Annotated in this window: 10 protein-coding genes; 8 read left to right on the forward strand and 2 right to left on the reverse strand. The window is 67.4% G+C overall.

The window, feature by feature from the left end; all coding sequences use genetic code 11:
- Nucleotides 1-9: 9 nt before the first annotated feature.
- The 4 genes from ACXRVZ_RS09225 (at nucleotide 10) to ACXRVZ_RS09240 (ending at nucleotide 5450) form a co-directional block, all read left to right on the forward strand.
- Nucleotides 10-933: a PfkB family carbohydrate kinase gene (locus ACXRVZ_RS09225; protein ID WP_457426611.1), complete on the forward strand. Its 924-nt coding sequence runs from the start codon at nucleotides 10-12 to the stop codon at nucleotides 931-933.
- A gap of 16 nt (nucleotides 934-949) precedes the next feature.
- A complete protein-coding gene (locus ACXRVZ_RS09230) occupies nucleotides 950-2341 on the forward strand; it encodes a GH1 family beta-glucosidase (RefSeq protein WP_457426609.1) in 1392 nt (463 codons plus the stop codon).
- A gap of 18 nt (nucleotides 2342-2359) precedes the next feature.
- On the forward strand, nucleotides 2360-3853 hold the full coding sequence (locus ACXRVZ_RS09235; protein ID WP_457426607.1) for a tryptophan halogenase family protein: 1494 nt from the start codon (nucleotides 2360-2362) through the stop codon (nucleotides 3851-3853).
- Nucleotides 3854-3917: 64 nt separating this feature from the next.
- On the forward strand, nucleotides 3918-5450 hold the full coding sequence (locus ACXRVZ_RS09240) for a tryptophan halogenase family protein (RefSeq protein WP_457426605.1): 1533 nt from the start codon (nucleotides 3918-3920) through the stop codon (nucleotides 5448-5450).
- 106 nt (nucleotides 5451-5556) lie between these two features.
- Here the strand turns inward: ACXRVZ_RS09240 and ACXRVZ_RS09245 are convergent, their stop codons facing one another.
- Together ACXRVZ_RS09245 and ACXRVZ_RS09250 are read right to left on the reverse strand one after the other, a co-directional pair.
- Nucleotides 5557-8646, reverse strand: coding sequence for a TonB-dependent receptor (locus tag ACXRVZ_RS09245; RefSeq protein WP_457426603.1), 3090 nt, complete (start codon nucleotides 8644-8646; stop codon nucleotides 5557-5559).
- A 140-nt stretch (nucleotides 8647-8786) separates the two neighbouring features.
- A complete protein-coding gene (locus ACXRVZ_RS09250; RefSeq protein ID WP_458232324.1) occupies nucleotides 8787-11312 on the reverse strand; it encodes a glycosyl hydrolase 2 galactose-binding domain-containing protein in 2526 nt (841 codons plus the stop codon).
- Between the two features lie 309 nt (nucleotides 11313-11621).
- Here ACXRVZ_RS09250 and ACXRVZ_RS09255 point away from each other — a divergent pair, with 309 nt between their 5' ends.
- The 4 genes from ACXRVZ_RS09255 to ACXRVZ_RS09270 are packed head-to-tail and all read left to right on the forward strand — an operon-like array spanning nucleotide 11622 to nucleotide 16762.
- The gene (locus ACXRVZ_RS09255) at nucleotides 11622-12845 is read left to right on the forward strand and encodes an extracellular solute-binding protein (RefSeq protein WP_457426599.1); all 1224 of its coding nucleotides are present in this window, start codon (nucleotides 11622-11624) and stop codon (nucleotides 12843-12845) included.
- Nucleotides 12842-13726, forward strand: a complete 885-nt coding sequence (locus ACXRVZ_RS09260; RefSeq protein ID WP_458232325.1) for a carbohydrate ABC transporter permease — start codon at nucleotides 12842-12844, stop codon at nucleotides 13724-13726. The genes ACXRVZ_RS09255 and ACXRVZ_RS09260 overlap by 4 nt, the downstream gene beginning before the upstream one ends.
- Nucleotides 13723-14601 carry a carbohydrate ABC transporter permease gene (locus tag ACXRVZ_RS09265; RefSeq protein WP_457424835.1) on the forward strand — a complete coding sequence of 293 codons (879 nt, stop codon included), beginning with the start codon at nucleotides 13723-13725 and terminating at the stop codon, nucleotides 14599-14601. The genes ACXRVZ_RS09260 and ACXRVZ_RS09265 overlap by 4 nt, the downstream gene beginning before the upstream one ends.
- Nucleotides 14602-14653: 52 nt before the next feature.
- Nucleotides 14654-16762 carry a GDSL-type esterase/lipase family protein gene (locus tag ACXRVZ_RS09270; protein WP_458232326.1) on the forward strand — a complete coding sequence of 703 codons (2109 nt, stop codon included), beginning with the start codon at nucleotides 14654-14656 and terminating at the stop codon, nucleotides 16760-16762.
- The last annotated feature ends 41 nt before the right edge of the window (nucleotides 16763-16803 follow it).

The following is a 16803-nucleotide window of genomic DNA, read 5'->3' on the forward strand; positions in this document are numbered from 1 at the left end:
GCGCAGCCGATGCCTCTCTGTTCCATTGCCGTCCTGGGCGAAGCCCTGGTGGACGAATTCCATGACGGCCCCGTGGCCGGCGGCGCGCCCTTCAACGTCGCGCGCTCGCTCGCCACGCTGGGCGCCACGGCCCTGTTCATCAGCCGCATCGGCGCTGACGACGACAACGGCCGCCTCGTGCTGCAAAGCGCCGGCCGCTACGCACTGGGCGAGCAGGGCCTGCAGCGCGACCCGGCGCGCGCGACCGGCCGCGTCAGCGTGCACGAGCGCGTGGGTGGCAGCCACAGCTTCGAGATCCACGGCAACGCCGCCTGGGACTACCTGGACTTCGAGGCAGCCCGCGCAGAGCTGGCCGTCGCGCAGGCGGCCATCCTCTACTTTGGCAGCCTGGCCCAGCGCCACGCCGTGTCGCGCACCACCATTCGCGCGCTTGCCAAGTCCTTCAACGGCCTGCGCTTCCTGGACCTGAATCTGCGCCCTGGCATCGACAACCCGCAGTTCGCCGCCGAGTCGCTGATGCTGGCCGACTGGGTCAAGGTCAATGACGAGGAGTTGGCGCGGCTGGCTCACTGGTTTGGCGCACCTGGCGCTGAAGCGACTCAAGTGGCCACGCTGATGGACCGCTTCGCGCTGCAGCGCATCGTGCTGACCTGCGGCGCCGACGGCTGGCGCTTCTACGGCCCCCGAGGCGCGCTGCTGGCCCAGGGCCCGGGCGAGCCGCAGCCGAACGTCGTCGACACCGTCGGCGCGGGCGATGCCTTCACGGCCCTGCTGCTGGCCGGCCTGGCACTTGAGCGCGACCTGGCCGCAACGCTGGCCCTGGCCAACCGCTTCGCCTCCTTCATCTGCGGCTTGCGTGGGCCACTGCCGGCCCACCCGCAAGCCCTGACCCCGTGGCACGACGCCCTGCAGGCGCTGCCGTCCTCTTCCTGACCCAGACTCGCACGACATGGACCTGACCCAGCCCGCCCTCGCCTCGTTCGCCGACCTCATCGCCCCGCCGGCGGACTCGCTGATGCGGCGCCCCGGCTTCATCTTCGGCGCCGGCACCTCGTCCTATCAGATCGAAGGCGCGGCCCACGCCGACGGCCGGCTCGAATCCATCTGGGACCGCTTCTGCAACACGCCCGGCAAGGTGCTGCGCGGCGAGAACGGCGACGTGGCCTGCGACCACTACAACCGTCTGGACGAAGACCTGGACATCCTGAAGCGCCTGGGTGTCGACGCCTACCGCTTCTCCATCGCCTGGCCGCGCGTCATGGACGAGGCCGGCAAGCCCAACGCCAAGGGCATCGATTTCTACAAGCGCCTGCTCGATGGCCTGGGCCAGCGCGGCATCAAGGCCTTCGTCACCCTCTACCACTGGGACCTGCCCCAGCATCTGGAAGACAAGGGCGGCTGGCTGAACCGCGAGACGGCCTACCGCTTTGCCGAGTACGCCGACCTGATGAGCCGCGAGCTCGCCGGCCACGGCGATGTGGCAGCCTGGACGACGCACAACGAGCCCTGGTGCTCGGCCTATCTCGGCTATGGCGACGGCCACCACGCGCCGGGTCTCAAGAGCAACCGCTGGGCCGCCCAGGCCATGCATCACCTGCTGCTGGGCCACGGCCTGGCCCTGCCCATCCTGCGCGCCAACGCGCCGCAGGCCCTGCACGGCATCGTCGTCAACTGCGCGCCGGGCTATGCCGACAAGGACACGGCCGAGGACCGCGACGCCGCATCGCTGTTCGAGACCTTTCAGAACCGCTGGGCGCTGGACCCGCTGCTCAAGGGCGAATACCCGGCCGACCTGTGGCGGCTGTGGAAGGGCTGCGAGCCGCTGGTGCTGGACGGCGACATGGACATCATCAAGCGCCCCATCGACTACCTTGGCATCAACTTCTACAGCCGCGCCGTGCTCGCCTCCAAGGGCCCCGACACCATCGACTGGGTGCGCCACGAGGGCGTCGAGCGCACGACGATGGACTGGGAGGTCTACCCGCAGGGCATGCAGGACCTGCTCGAAGCCTTCAAGCGCGACTACCCCAACCTGCCGCCGCTCTACATCACCGAGAACGGCATGTCGAGCCACGACACGGTCGAAGGCGACGATGTCAACGACCAGCAGCGCCAGGCCTATCTGAAGAGCCATTTCGCGGCCTGCTCGCGGGCCATGGCGAACGGCGTCGACATGCGCGGCTACTTTGTGTGGTCGCTGATGGACAACTTCGAGTGGGCCTTCGGCTACGAGCGCCGCTTCGGCCTCGTGCATGTGGACTTCGAGACGCAGAAGCGCACGCTCAAGCGCAGCGCGCTGGCTTACGCGGACTTCCTCGCCGAGCGGGCCTCGGCCACCTGAGAACCCGACAATAGGCGGATGAACCAGCCACCACGCATCGTCATCCTCGGCGGGGGCTCGGCCGGCTGGATGTCGGCTGCCGCCCTTGTCACCGGCCTGCGTGGTGCCCGTGTCGAGCTGGTCGAGTCCGAGGAGATCGGCACCATCGGCGTCGGCGAGGCCACATTCCCGTCGATCCGCCAGTTCAACGACATCCTCGGCATTGACGAAGCCGACTTCCTCGCAGCCACGCGCGGCAGCTACAAGCTCGGCATCCAGTTCTGCGACTGGAAGCAGCGCGGCGAGCACTACTTCCACACCTTCGGTGACTTCGGCCAGCTCGACGGCCCCATGGCGCTGTGGGGCCAGCTCAAGCGCCTGCAGGCCGGCCCCGGCACGCCGCTGGGCGAGTTCTGCCTGCCCACCGTCATGGCCAGCCAGGGTCGCTTCTGCCGCCCTGCAGACGGCGATCAAGGCCTGGCCTCGCGCTACACCTACGCCTACCACTTCGACGCAACGCTCTACGCCACGTTCCTGCGCCGCCTGGCCGAAAGCCGCGGCGCCCGACGCACGGAGGGCCGCGTCGTCGGCGTAGACCGCCACGAGGACGGCCGCGTGCGGGCACTGCGCCTGGCCGACGGGCGCGAGGTCGAGGGCGATCTCTTCATCGATTGTTCGGGCCTCGCCTCCCTGCTGATCGGCGAGACGCTGGAGCAGCGCTTCGTCGACTACGGCCACTGGCTGCCGGTCGACCGCGCCTGGGCCGTGCCCACGGCACGGGCTTCGGCCGAGCTGACGCCCTTCACGCGCTCGACGGCGCTGGAGGCCGGCTGGGCCTGGCGCATCCCGCTGCAGGACCGGACCGGCAACGGCCATGTGTTCAGCAGCCGCCATATCGACGAGGGCCGCGCCCGCGAACAGCTGCTGGCCCAGCTCGATGCGCCCATGCTGGCCGAGCCGCGTCTGCTGCGCTTTCGCACCGGCCACCGCGAGCGCTTCTGGGTGAAGAACGTCGTCGCCATCGGCCTGGCCGCGGGCTTCCTGGAGCCTCTGGAGTCCACCGCCATCTTCATGGTGCACAACGCACTGGGCCGGCTCATCCCGCTGCTCGGCGAAGCTGACCACGCGCAGGCTGCGGTCGGCTTCAACGTGCAGCAGTTGCGCCAGTACCAGCGCATCCGCGACTTCATCATCCTGCACTACACCTTGAGCGAGCGTCGCGACAGCGAGTTCTGGCGCACGCTGACGAGCATGGAACTGCCCGAATCTCTGGCCTACAAGCTGCACGCCTGGCGCGAGACCGGCACCCTGCATGCCTACGACAACGAGGCCTTCGACACGTCGAGCTGGCTGGCCATCCACGCCGGCATGGGCGACTGGCCACGGCGGCGCAGCCCCTGGCCGGACGAGATGCCGGCCGAGCTGGCGGCCCGCTATCTGGCCGAGCGCCACCAGGCCATCGCGGCGCTGGCGGCCCGCATGCCCGACCATGACAGTTTCCTGCGTGCACGGCTCGGCGGCGCTGCGGGATAGCGACCATGCCGAACAAGCGCGCGCGTCCCTAGACTCGCTCGCAACAGATAAACGGGGACATTGGATGCAGAACCGCGCAAAGCCGCTGCAAAAGGTCGTGATCGTGGGCGGCGGCGCCGCGGGCTGGATGTCGGCGGCGGCCTTGAGTGCCGTGCTGAAGCCGCCCTACGAGATCCGCCTGGTCGAGTCCGACGAGATCGGCATCATCGGCGTCGGCGAGGCGACGATCCCGCTGATCCAGATGTTCAACGGCCTGGCCAAGATCGACGAGGCCACGTTCCTCAAGGCCACCCAGGGCACCTTCAAGCTCGGCATCGAGTTCGTCAACTGGGGCCGCCAGGGCGACCGCTATTTCCACGGCTTCGGCCGGGTCGGCAAGGAGCCGCTGTGGCCGGTGGACTTCACCCAGTACTGGCTGCGCCTGCGCGCCCTGGGACGTGCGCAGCCGATCGACGCCTACGTCATCTCCAGCATGGCCGCCAAGGCCAACCGCTTCATGCTGCCGCGACCGGAGATGCAGAACTCGCCGCTGGCGGAGGTGCGCTATGCCTACCACTTCGACGCCTCGCTGTACGCCAAGCACCTGCGCACCCTGAGCGAGCAGCGCGGCGTGCGCCGCACCGAGGGCAAGGTCGTGCGCGTGCTGCTCAACGAAGAACCCGGGCCGACCGCCGGCCATGTGCGCGCCGTGCAGCTGCAAAGCGGCGAACTGGTCGAAGGCGACCTCTTCCTCGACTGCTCTGGCTTTGCCAGCCTGCTGATCGAGAAGACGCTGAACACCGGCTTCGAGGACTGGAGCCACTGGCTGCCCTGCGACCGAGCGGTGGCAGTGCCCAGCGAAAGCACGGCCCCGCTGCTGCCCTACACCTGCGCGACCGCGCACCGGGCCGGCTGGCAATGGCGCATCCCGCTGCAGCACCGCGTCGGCAACGGCCATGTCTATTCGAGCCAGCACGTCAGCGACGACGAGGCCGCCGGGACCTTGCTTGCCAACCTCGACGGCAAGCCGCTGGCCGACCCACGGCTGATCAAGTTCCGCACCGGCATGCGCCAGCAGGCCTGGAACCGCAACGTCGTGGCCATCGGCATGTCGGCGGGCTTCGTCGAACCGCTGGAATCGACGGCGCTGCATCTCATCCAGATGGGCGTTGCCAAGCTCATCGAGGCCTTCCCGCACAGCGGCTTCGACGCGCAGGAGATCGCCGAGTACAACCGCCAGAGCCGCGAGCGCTACGAGTCCGTGCGCGATTTCATCGTGCTGCATTACCACCTGAACCAGCGGGCGGACGGCGGCTTCTGGCAGGCATGCGCCAACATGGCCATCCCCGACGGCCTGCGTTGGCGCATGGACCTCTATGCCGCCAGCGGGCGGCTGGTCTTCGTCGAAACCGACCTGTTCCGCGAGCCGAGCTGGTTCGAGGTCATGGAGGGCCAGAACCTGCGCCCTAAAGGCTGGCTGGCCCTGGCCGAGCTGCAGGGCGTGGAAGAAACGGTGGGCTACCTCAAGGGCGTGTCCGACACCATTGCGCAATGCGTGGCCGTGATGCCCGAGCATGCGGAGTTCATCCGCCACTACTGCCAGGCCGCCAAGATGTAGCCGATCTGGGCTCAGAAAAGCAAAAGGGCACCGCAAGCGGTGCCCTTTCTTCATGGAGCCGACAAGGCCGGCAAGGCCGACAGAGCGGCCTTGCCTGGCTCTGAACTCAGAAGTTGTACTGCGCGTTGATCTTGTAGACCCGACCTGACGTGAAGTAGTTGTGGCCGATCATGCCGATGTGCTGCTGCATGATCTGCTTGTAGTTCTTGTTCAGCAGGTTGCTGGCTTCCAGGCCGATGGACATGTCGCTACCGATCTTCAGGTGAATGCCGGCATCCAGCTGACCGTAACCATCAGCCCACAGCGGCAGACCAACCGGCAGGTTGTGCTGACCATAGGTCGCACTCCCCGGATTGGTGTCCATCGCGTTGGTCTGGTTCGGGCCGGTGTTGTCGGAGTTCAACGCCACGCCGTAGAGGTATTTGCCGCGCCAGTTGTAGGCAAGGCGGGCAGAGACCGGGCCACGGTCGTACAGCAGCGCGATGTTGAAGGTGTTGCGCGACAGGTTGTCGAGCGGCATGTCTCCAAAGGAACGGCCATCGGTGTCGCAACCGTTGATGTACAGGTTGAAGTTCTCCTGGCCTGCGCCCGGAGAGCAGAAGCCCGTGAACACCGAGTTGTAGCGCTTGACCTTGCTGTCCACGAACGTGTAGTTCGCCTGCAGACCCAGGCCTTGCAACAGGCCCGGGAGCCCGTCGAAGTACTGCTGATAGGCCAGCTCCACGCCACGCGCATAACCCTTGGCTCCATTGACCGGGCCGTTGAGCACGAAGGTCACGGGCTTGCCGTCGTTGTCCTTGATCGTGCGGTTGAAGGCCTGGTTGACGATGATGTTCTTCAGGTTCTTGTTGAAGACCGCCGTCGTCAGGGAGCCGTTCTTCGAGAAGTACCACTCGGCCGTCAGGTCCTCCTGGGTGGATTCGATCGGCTTCAGATATGGGTTGCCGTTGGCCGAGCCGCTCAGGTTGACCTTCTTTACGTTAGGCGGCGTGGGCGGCACGGTCTGAGGGTTTTGCGTTTCCACCTCGAGGCCTTGGGTCATCTGGATGTAACCCTGCATCTGGTTGAACTGCGGGCGCGCCAGGGCACGCGACACAGCCAGGCGGAACTGCAGCGCGTCGGTGGCCTTGTACTTCAGGTTCAGGCTGGGCAGGTAGTCCGTGAAGCTCTGGGAGTAGATCTCCTGCTTCGAGTACGGCGTCAGATTGGGCACGGGCAAGCCGGTGGCACCGGGCGCCGCGGCTTGCGTCCTGAGGATGGTGTAGCCATCCGCATCATTCTTGGTCTTGACCACCCGCAAACCGACGTTGCCGTCGAGCGGAAGGCCATGATCCTCGAAGGAGAACCGCAGTTGCCCGTAGCCGGCCGTCGTGGTTTCAGACTGCGTGTTGCGACCGGCCGGGTCGGTACCGAAGGTCGCAACATTCCAGGCGCCACCGCCCTGGATGCTGCTGGCTTGCTGAGCGCAGCCTGCGCCGTCCCAGCCGGCCGTGGCCGCGAACCTCGCGCACTCGTTCAGGTAGAGCTGGTGCAGCTTGTTGTAGCTGTCGGGCCAGCCAAAGGCCACCGACGCCGCGGGGAAGTACAGGTTCGGAGGCTGGACCTTGCCGTTCATGAAACCGTTGTAGGTGTTCTTGAACGTCGGCAGATCAGACTTGTTGATATAGGCGAGATCGCCGATGTTCCAGCCCACCTGCCATGCGTGGGTGATGGTCGCCCAGTTGTAGTTGGGATTGCTGTTGACGGTCTCGGCATCGCGCTTGGCGAGACGGACGCCGACAGTCAGGTCCTGGAGGATGGAGTTGTCGCTGAAGGTCCAGCGGGCATCACCCTTCCATGCCTTCTGAGTGCCCTTGCCCTTGTCCAGGTGGTCCATCATCATGGCCCAGTAGTACTTGGACGGGTCATTCATGATCGCCATGTCGGCCTGGTCGAAGACCAGCCGCGGCATGGAACCTGTGAGGTCCACGGTCTGCTTGGGCAGTTGAACGCCGGTACCCACCGTCGAATCGAAATTCGACGTCCTGGATTTGACGTACTGGAAGTCCGAGGTCAAGGTCAGTTGATCGGTGACCTTGCCTGCAATCTTCCAGGCCCACTCGTCGGTCTGGGACTCACGCTTCGAGAAGCGGGTCTGGTTCTCGACCTCGAGACCGGTGTAGTTCCCGTTTGCGTCCTTCTTGCCGGTCAGCACACCCTTGGTCATCACGCCGTTGGCGTCATAGCTGCCGTCCAACACCACCACGTTGTAGGGGTCGTTCTGTGCGCTGACGTTGTATTCGTTCCAGTCGAACTTGTACTTGGAGCGGAAGAAGGTCAGCGAGGACTCAATGTTGTCCTTCTTCCACTGCGCCGCGCCGTAGAGGCCGTCACGCGTGCGGTTGTAGAACTGCTGCTTCCAGGACATGGCCTTCGGGATCCAGGTCGTGCTGGTCGGCGTGGCCTTGTAGAAGGGGTCCAGCACCAAGCCGTCAGTACGGCTGGCGCCAAGCGAATGCGTCGCGTCRATCAGCAGGCCAACCTTGCCCACCGGCGTGTTCCATGTGTTGGAAAGCAGGCCCGAGAAGCTGGGCTTGGTCTTGGCGGCCAGGCTGCCGCGGGTGATGTCGAGCGAGACAGCACCCTTGAAGCCGGGGAAGTCGAACGGCATGGCCGTGCGCAGATTCACCAGGCCGCCGATGGCGCCTTCGATCTGAGCGGCGGACGGGTTCTTGTAAACGTCCACACCGGCCATCAGTTCCGGCGGCACGTCTTCAAAACCAAGAGTCCGGCCTTGATTGGCACTGAACGTCTCGCGACCGTTCAACGTCGAGCTGACGTAGGTCAGGCCGCGAATGTTGACGCCGGAGCCTTCGACCGAGAAGTGCACCGGGTCGTTGGAGGCCGAGACCCGGGACATCGTGGCACCGACGATGCGTTGCAACACCTCGGATACAGAGCGATCCGGCAGTTTGCCGATTTCCTCGGCAACGACCGAGTCGACGATTTCGTCGGAGTCCTGTTTGATCTTCTGCGCGTTGGCCAATGCGGCCCGTCGCCCGGAGACGACCACAGTCTCCAGTTGCTGCGAGCCCGAGCCCGACGCGGAAGCTGCGGACGCCGGGGGCGCCGCAGTCTGAGCCATCGCTGGCATGGCCATGACCATCAAGGCCTGGGCCGCCGCTAGCGACAGCGTGGTTTGCTTGAAATGTCTCATCCTCGTTTGCTCCTCTTTGGTGGGAAACATTCGGCCCCAAGGGGCCTGTGCCTCAGCTGCTGGTGCAACTGCGGCGATTTGGTAACGTTAACAACTGCCCTGCACAACGGCATCGGGACAATCAGGGACAGGGGATTCACTCATTCCGCCTGCGTTGCGCCTCCCCTATCAAACAATGCGATCTGGTGGCTCGCATGATCGACCGAAGCGGCATAAATCGACATTGGTAGCGCTATCTCGGACCTAATTCGGCGCGGCGCACCAGGAACGAGATCGATGAAGTTGTCCGCCAGCGCCAAGCCGTTGCCGGCGAGCCACAAACCCTTCACCGGCCTGTCGCTGCTCAGCAGCAAAGCCTGGCCGTCGGCGGCGATGCTGATGCGGGCGCCGCCGAGGTTGTAGAACTTGAAGGGCTCGGTCCAGGCGCAGTCGCGGGCCAGCTCCAAGCCGTCGCCATCCAAGGCGCACAGCTCGGCGACAACGGGCTCGGCAAAGCTCGGCAGCGGCTGCGTGGCCTCAATGCAGGACACGGCCGGCACGTCGTGGGCAACGCGGGCGCTGGCCAGTTCGCGGCCGTCCATTGCGAAGACGCGCAATTGCAGCGCCAGCGCCCGGCCTTCCAGGCTGCCGTTCATGACGGCCAGCCGTGCCTGGCCGGCCTCGAGCCTCACGGCCACGGCCAGCGGCGCCAACGCGCGGCGCACCGCGTGCCAGGCCGGCTTGACGGTGCCCGACGAGTCGATCAGCGCCCAGCTCGTCACGGGCCAGCAGTCGTTGAGCTGCCAGACCAGCGCGCCGCTGACGGCACGCGCGCCGGGCTTCTGCCAGCGGCGGCGGAAGTCTTGATAAGCCACGCGCATGGCCTCGGCCTGCACGAACTGCGTGGCGTAGACATGCTCGGCCAGCGTCGGGCCGACGCGCAGGTTGTCGGCCAGGTAGACGGCCAGGCGGCGGTGGCCATCCGGCCCGCTCGCCGAGCCCGCCTTGTTGTGCCACTGCACGGTGCGACTCTCGGGGAAGCGCTCTTCCTCGGGCAGCACCGACTCAAACAAGGCCAGCGACGGGTTGGACTGCATGCCGAACTCGCTGACGAAACGGGCCTGCACCTCGCCGTAGTTCTGGTAGGGCAGCATCTGCTGATGCCATACCTCCCAGCTGTGGCGGTCGCCCACGGTCACGTCAGATGACTTCACGTCAGCGCCTGGCGTGAAGGGGCTGCCGGGCCAGTAGGCGCGGTCCGGGTCCAGCGCCGCGCAGACCTCGGGCAGCAGCTGCTCGTAAATGACTCGCGCCTCGAAGCGCTCCGCCGGGATGCCGGGGCCGGCCAAGCCCTGGGACTCGGCAATCATGTAGTCCTCGTTGTTGCCGCACCAGAGCGCCATGCAGGCGTGGTGGCGCAGCCGCTTCACTGCCGCCTCGGCCTCGGCGCGCACGCTGGCCTGGAACTCGGCGTTGGCCGGGTAGATGCCACAGGCGAATAAAAAGTCCTGCCAGACCAGGATGCCCAACTCGTCGCAGGCCTCGTAGAAGGCCTCGTGCTCGTAGATGCCGCCGCCCCAGACGCGCAGCATGTTCATGTTGGCCGCGGCGGCCTGCGCCACGCGTTCGCGGTAGCGCGCCGGCGTTATGCGCTCGAGCAGGTTGTCGTCGGGAATCCAGTTCGCGCCGCCGGCAAAGACGTCGTGGCCGTTGACCTCGAAATGGAAGCTCAGGCCCGCCTCGCCCTCGACGGGCGCTTGCACCAGGCGCAGGTGGCGCAGGCCGATGCGGCGGCTGTCCTCGGCCAGCACCTGGCCGTTGTCGTCCTGCAGCCGGGCGACCAGCGTGTAGAGCGGCTGCGCACCCAGGCCAAGCGGCCACCAGAGCTGGGCGTCGGTGACCGACAGCGTCGCGCCCACGGCCTTGGCCGCCGGCACAGCGCGCGAGGCCACGCAACGGCCTTGCGGGTCCAGCAGTTCAAAGCTGCAGCGCGTGCCGGCGCCTTGCAGCTGCGCCGCGACCTGCAGCGTCGCCGTGCGGCGCACGGCATCGATCTCGCTGCGGCAATGCAGGTCGGCAATGCGCGCCGAGCCGCTGTCCCGGCGCACCGGCCGCCACGGGCCACAGGTGACCAGCTCCGGGCCCCAGTCCCAGCCGAAGTGGTACTGCGCCTTGCGGGCATGCAGGCGGGCGCTGTCGCCGTTCCAGAGCGCACGCTTGCCATGCACCGCCTCGACCTTGCGGGCCTCGGCCAGTGCCGGCTCGAAACACAGCAGCAACTCGTTGCGGCCCGGCTTCAGGCGCGAGCGCACGTCCACCCGCTGCGGCACGAACATGTTGTCGGACTGCAGCAGCCGCTCGCCGTTCAGCCAGACGGTGCAATAGGTGTCCAGGCCCTCGAAGACCAGCTCTTCCCGCGCCGCAAGCTCACCCACCTCGAACGCCAGGCGCCAGACCCAGCGGCGCTCCGCCACCCAGCGCACGTCCAGCTCGTTGCGGCCGTAGAAGGGGTCGGGGATGCGCCCTGCCGCGAGCAGCGCGCCATGCGCCGTGCCGGGCACTGTGGCGGGCAGCCAGGCATCGGCTGGCAACGCTGTGAATGCGGCGGCGTCCAGGCCGTCCATGCCCACGGGGGCTTCGGCCAGCAGCCAGCCTTCATGCAGGTCAATCAATCGTTGGGATGTCACGTCGTGTCAGTCGTCAAGTCACGCAGCCGGCCTGCAGCGGAAGACGACGGCCGGCCGGTCAAGCCGGTCAGCCCATGCGCCGCGCCAGAGTGGCTGCGGCTCGTCTCCTGCTCCGCCGGGATGGCAAAGCTAAACATTGTTTTGTTGCGCATTCTGTTTCTCTATTTTTGAGACCGCACTCGGGGATAGTCCCGATGTTTTACGGAGGAGACAGCCGACGCAGGCCACAAACTTGCGCCCATAATCTCCGTCGTTTAGTAAACAATAACGAGACAACGTGACCCTAACGGCCACGCTTTTGCGCCTGCCATGAAAGCCCAGTTCGCCCGAGCCGTGCTGGCGCTCGGGTTCCTCGCCGCAGCGCCACTGGCCGAAGCCGCGCGCCTGGTCATCTGGATGGTCGGTGACGACAAGACGCCGCAGGTCATGCAGCCCGCCGTCGCGGCCTACCGCGCCCGTCATCCCGGCGTGGCCGTCGAGGTGCGCGACGTGCCCTGGGCCGACGCGATGACCAAGTACTCCGCAGCCCTGGCCAGTCGGCGCGGGCCCGACCTCATCACCGGCAGTGCCTCCTATGCCGTCGCGCTGGGGGCCAAGGGCGCCCTCGTCGACTTGAACGCGGCTGCACCCGACCTGGCGCGCCAGCTTGAACAGCATGCCAACCCCGGCGCGCTGCGTGCCATCCGCAGCGCCGACGGTCGGCTGTTCGGCGCGCCCTTCGACATGCATGTCCAGCTGCAGTACTACCGCAGCGACCTAATTAACGAGGCGCCTGGAGACTGGGCCAGCTTCATCACCGCCGCCAATAAGCTGCGCGCCCATGGTCACGGCTTTGCGCAGCAGTGGGGCAACACGAGCTGGCTGGGCTTCTACCCTTATCTGCGCCAGGCCGGCGGCGCTGTCTATGACGCGAGCTGCACCAAGGCCCTCATCGACAGCCCCGAGGCCGTGCGCGCACTGACCTACTACGCCCGCCTCTACCGCGAGCTGCAAGCCCCCACCGACGGCTGGCCCGATGCCGACGGCGGCCTGGAGAGCGGCGCCTATGGGCTGATGCAGTCGGGCACCTGGCTGCTGTCGCGCATGGACATGGTCCACAAGGGCCTGGTGGGCAAGTGGGCCGCCGCGCCGCTGCCCACCGGGCCGACGGGCAAGCGCACCGCGGTGCTGGGCGGCACCGTGCTGGCCATCATGCGCTTCTCGCCCAACCGCGAACTGGCGCTGGACTACATGCGCACCGTCTACCAGCCCGACGTCACGCGCCGCATGGCCGAGGCCGCGCTTCAGCACGGTGGCATGTGGCTGCCCTCGGGCCGGCAGGACCAGATCGCCGCCCTGCCCCTGCCCCACCGCGACGCGCTGCTCGTCCAGCTCGCCGACGCCGAAGGCCCACCGCCCTGCCCGGCCTGGATACGCCAGGACTACATCGTCACCCGCGCCGTGCAGCGCGTGGTGCTGGCCGGTGGCGACCCGCAGACCGAGCTGAGCCGCGCCGCCGCCGTCATGAACCGCGCTTTGGAGGCCACTCAATGATCTGGCGCCGCCATGGGCGCGACATGCTCCTCGTCGCGCCTTTCTTCGCCCTGTTCGCGCTGTTCGGCGTCTGGCCCGTGCTGCGCTCGGCCTGGCTGAGCTTCACGGATTACCACGCCACCGATGACCCCGTCTTCATCGGCCTGCGCAACTACGCCGAACTCTTCGCCGACGAGCGCTTCTGGACGGCGCTGGCCAACACCGCCGCCTACATGGCCTCGGTGTCCGTCATCGCCGTGGTGCTGGGCCTGGTGCTGGCGCTGAACTTCGGCAGCAACTCGCGCCTGCACCAGTGGGTGCGCGTCGCCTTCTTCCTGCCCGCCGTGGCCGGCGGCGTGGGTGCCATCTCGGCCTGGAAATGGCTGGCCAACTCCGAGGCCTACGGTCTGTTCAACAGCATCCGCGCCGCCTTCGGCCTGGAGCCGGCGCGCTTCCTGGGCGACCCGGCGTGGACGCTGCCGGTGCTGGTGCTCGTCGGCGTCTGGTCGGTGCTGGGCTACAACCTGGTCATCTTCGTGGCCGGGCTGCGCGCCATTCCCGAAGACCTCTACCAGGCCGCGCGGCTGGACGGCGCCTCGCGCTGGCAACAGCTGCTGCACATCACGCTGCCCAACCTGCGGCCCACGCTGGTCTACGTCAGCGTGACCGGCATGATCGCCAGCTTCCAGGTCTTCTACGAGCCCTATCTGCTCTACGGCGCGGTCGAGACGCTCGGCGGCCCGCTGGACTCGGCGCTGATGCTGGTGACCTATCTGTTTGACCGGGGCTTTCGCCATCTCGACCTGGGCCTGGCCTCGGCGGCCGCCTGGGTGCTGACCGTGCTGCTCTTCGGCCTGACGTGGCTGAACCTCAAGTTGATCGGCAGGGAGGGCCAGCGATGAAATGGTCAGCCCTGCTCAAGGCGCCGCTGTGGCTGCTGGTGCCCGCCATGCTGCTGCCCTATTACTGGATGGCCATGGGTGCGTTCAAGAGCGTGGCCGAACTGCTGCGTCAGCCGCCCACGCTGTGGCCCGCAAGCGCGACCGCGCGCAACTTCTTCAACCCCGACTGGGCCGGCACCACGGCCGACCCCGACAAGCTGGCCGGCATGCTGCAGGTCAGCGTGGAAGGCCACGGTTTCCTGCGCTTTTATGCCAACAGCTTGGCTGTCACCATCGTCGTCACGGTCGTCAGCCTGCTGGCCGCGTCGCTGGTCGCCTTCGTGCTGACCAAGCGGCCCTTCCCGGGCAGCCGCTGGCTGTTCCGCGCGTTGCTGGTGTCGATGATGCTGCCCTGGGAGGTCACCATCGTCCCCAACTTCGTGACGGTGGCACAGCTGGGCTGGATCAACAGCTACGCCGCGCTGCTGGTGCCGGGGCTTGCCAAGGCCTTTGTCGTCTTCTACTTCCGCCAGGCCATGCTCAGCGTGCCCGATGAGCTGGTGAACGCCGCCACGCTGGACGGCGCCGGCACGCTGCGCATCTGGTGGAGCGTGGTGCTGCCCATGCTGCGGCCGGCGCTCGCCGCCATCGCCATCCCCGTGGCGGTGGGCGAATGGAACAACTTCCTGTGGCCGCTGCTGGTCGTCAACGACGCGGCCACGCTGACCCTGCCGCTGCAACTCGGCAAGATGGCCGGCGACCTGAGCTTCAACCCGCAGTCGGCCGCCGTGCTGATGGCGGGCTCGCTGCTCGCGTCGCTGCCGGCCGTCGTGCTCTTCCTGATTTTTCAAAAGCAGTTCGTTGCCGGGCTGCAAGCGGGCGCTACCAAAGGTTGATATGAACTGGTTGAAAGGATTTGCGTTGGCTTTGTCTTTGACGCTCCCGGCCGTGAGCCATGCAGATGCACGATTGACCGCCGTCATGCAGCGGCTGGAGGCCGGCGAGCCCATCACCCTCGCCACCCTCGGCGGCTCCATCACCACCGGCTATGCCGCCCAGCCCCCGCGCGAGAAGGGCTGGGCTGCGCTGCTGGCCCGGTCGCTGGGCCCCAAGGTCAAGTTGGTCAATGCCGGCGTCAGCGGCACGGACTCGGCCGCCGGCGTGCAGCGGCTGCAAAGCCAGGTGCTGGATGCACAGCCTGACCTCGTCATCGTCGAGTTCGGCGTCAACGACCAATGGCTGGACCCCGCCGTGCGCGGCAGCAGCTACGAGGCCATCCTGCGCAAGCTGCTGGGTGCAAAGAAGCCGCCCGCCGTCGTCGTGCTGGGGCTGACGCAGCAGGGCAACCAGCCGCGCGACGCGACCGATATTCAGTTGAAGCTGGCCGCGCACTACGGCTTGGCCGCACTGGACTTCGGCCGCTGGATGCAGGCCCGCGTGGATGCCGGGCAAGACCGCTGGGCGGCGCTCTACGACGAGCCCGTGCATCCCAATGCGACCGGCCACCAGCGCATTGCCCAGGCGCTGGCCGAGACGCTGCGCGCCAACCGCGCAGCCGCCGCCGCCAGGCTCCTGCCCGAGCCGCTGTTCGGCCGTGCCCACGAGTTCACGCGGCTGCTGATGGGCGACACGCTCAAGCCCTATCAGTCGCGCAACTTCGAGCGCGGCGGCGAGGTGCACCCGGAGTGGACCGGCCAGCTGCCCGGCTGGGTCAGCAAGGCCGACGACGCCGAGGCCCGCTTCCTCGTCTACGGCAGCGAGATCGCCGTCTTCCATGCCGAGAGCGAGCACTATCGCAACCTCGAAGCCCGTGTGGACGACGGCCCCTGGGTCACGCTGCAAGGCCATGTGCCCGACCGCAAGGGCTATCTCGGCTGGCACTACAAGGTGGTCGGCCGCGACCTCGAACCCACTGCCCACCTGCTGCTGGTGCGCGTGCGGCGCGACGAATGGGAAGGCAGTGGCCACCCGGCGAGCTTCCTGGCCGTGATGTCCGCCGGCATCCTGCCGCCCGCGCTGCGCGCCAGCGACTTCGTGCGCGAGGCGCCGACGAACCGCATGGGCCTCATCCCCGCCAACGACCCCAAGCTGCGCTGGGTCGGCCGCATCGGCCCGGGCCCGCTGCCCTCGTCCAAGCTGCTGGCCTGGAGCGGCAGCGAACTGCGCGCCCGCTTTACCGGCCGCGAGCTAAGCCTGGAGTTCTCGTCCACGCACTGGGGCACCAGCCACTTCAGCGTCGAGATCGACGGCAAGGTGCGTCCGCTGGCCGTGCCGGGCAACGGCTGGACCATCTGGCGGCTGCGCGAGCCGCTGGCCGACGGTGAACATGCGCTGCGCCTCATCAAGCGCACCGAGGGCTCGATGGCCGAGGTGTCCTTGCACGGCCTGCGCCTGGCCGACGGCGGCAAGCTGCTGGACCCGCCGCCGGCCCGCCCGCTGAAGCTGGAGTTCTACGGCGACTCCATCACCGCCGGCGCCTGCAACGGCGACGTTGCCGACGACCAGTACGAAGACCTCTACCCCCACGACGGCACGCGGGCCTATGGCGCGGTGACGGCCGAGCGCCTGGGCGCGGACTACGTCGGCATCGCCATCAGCGGCATCGGCATCACGGCCACCTGGCACGACCTGCTGATGCCGCAGATCTGGGATCGCGATGCCCCGCGCAAGGACGCCGCAGTCGCCCCACCCGACCCGCGCGCACCGGATGTCGTGCTTCTGAATCTCGGCCAGAACGACCACGGCTTCCCGGCCTCCAAGGGACAGGCCATAGCCGCCGACTTCGGTCCGCGCTACCTGGCCTTCGTGCGCCAGCTGCGCGGCCGCTACCCCAACGCCAAGATCGTGCTGCTGATGGGCGGTATGTCGGCGCCGCAGGAGCAACCGGCCATCCCGCGCGCCGTGCAGCAGGCCGTGCAGACGCTGCAAAGCGAAGGCGACCGCAAGGTCTGGTCCTACCGCTTCCAGGCCTTCGCCTGGGCCCATCCGCGCATCGACGTCCACGCGCAGATGGCTGACGAGCTGACCCGCTTCCTGAAAACCGAGGTGCTGAAGTGAACATCCCCGATCTACGCAAGCCCGAGGCGCTGTGGGCCCAC

Source organism: Roseateles sp. P5_E8 (assembly GCF_054177665.1).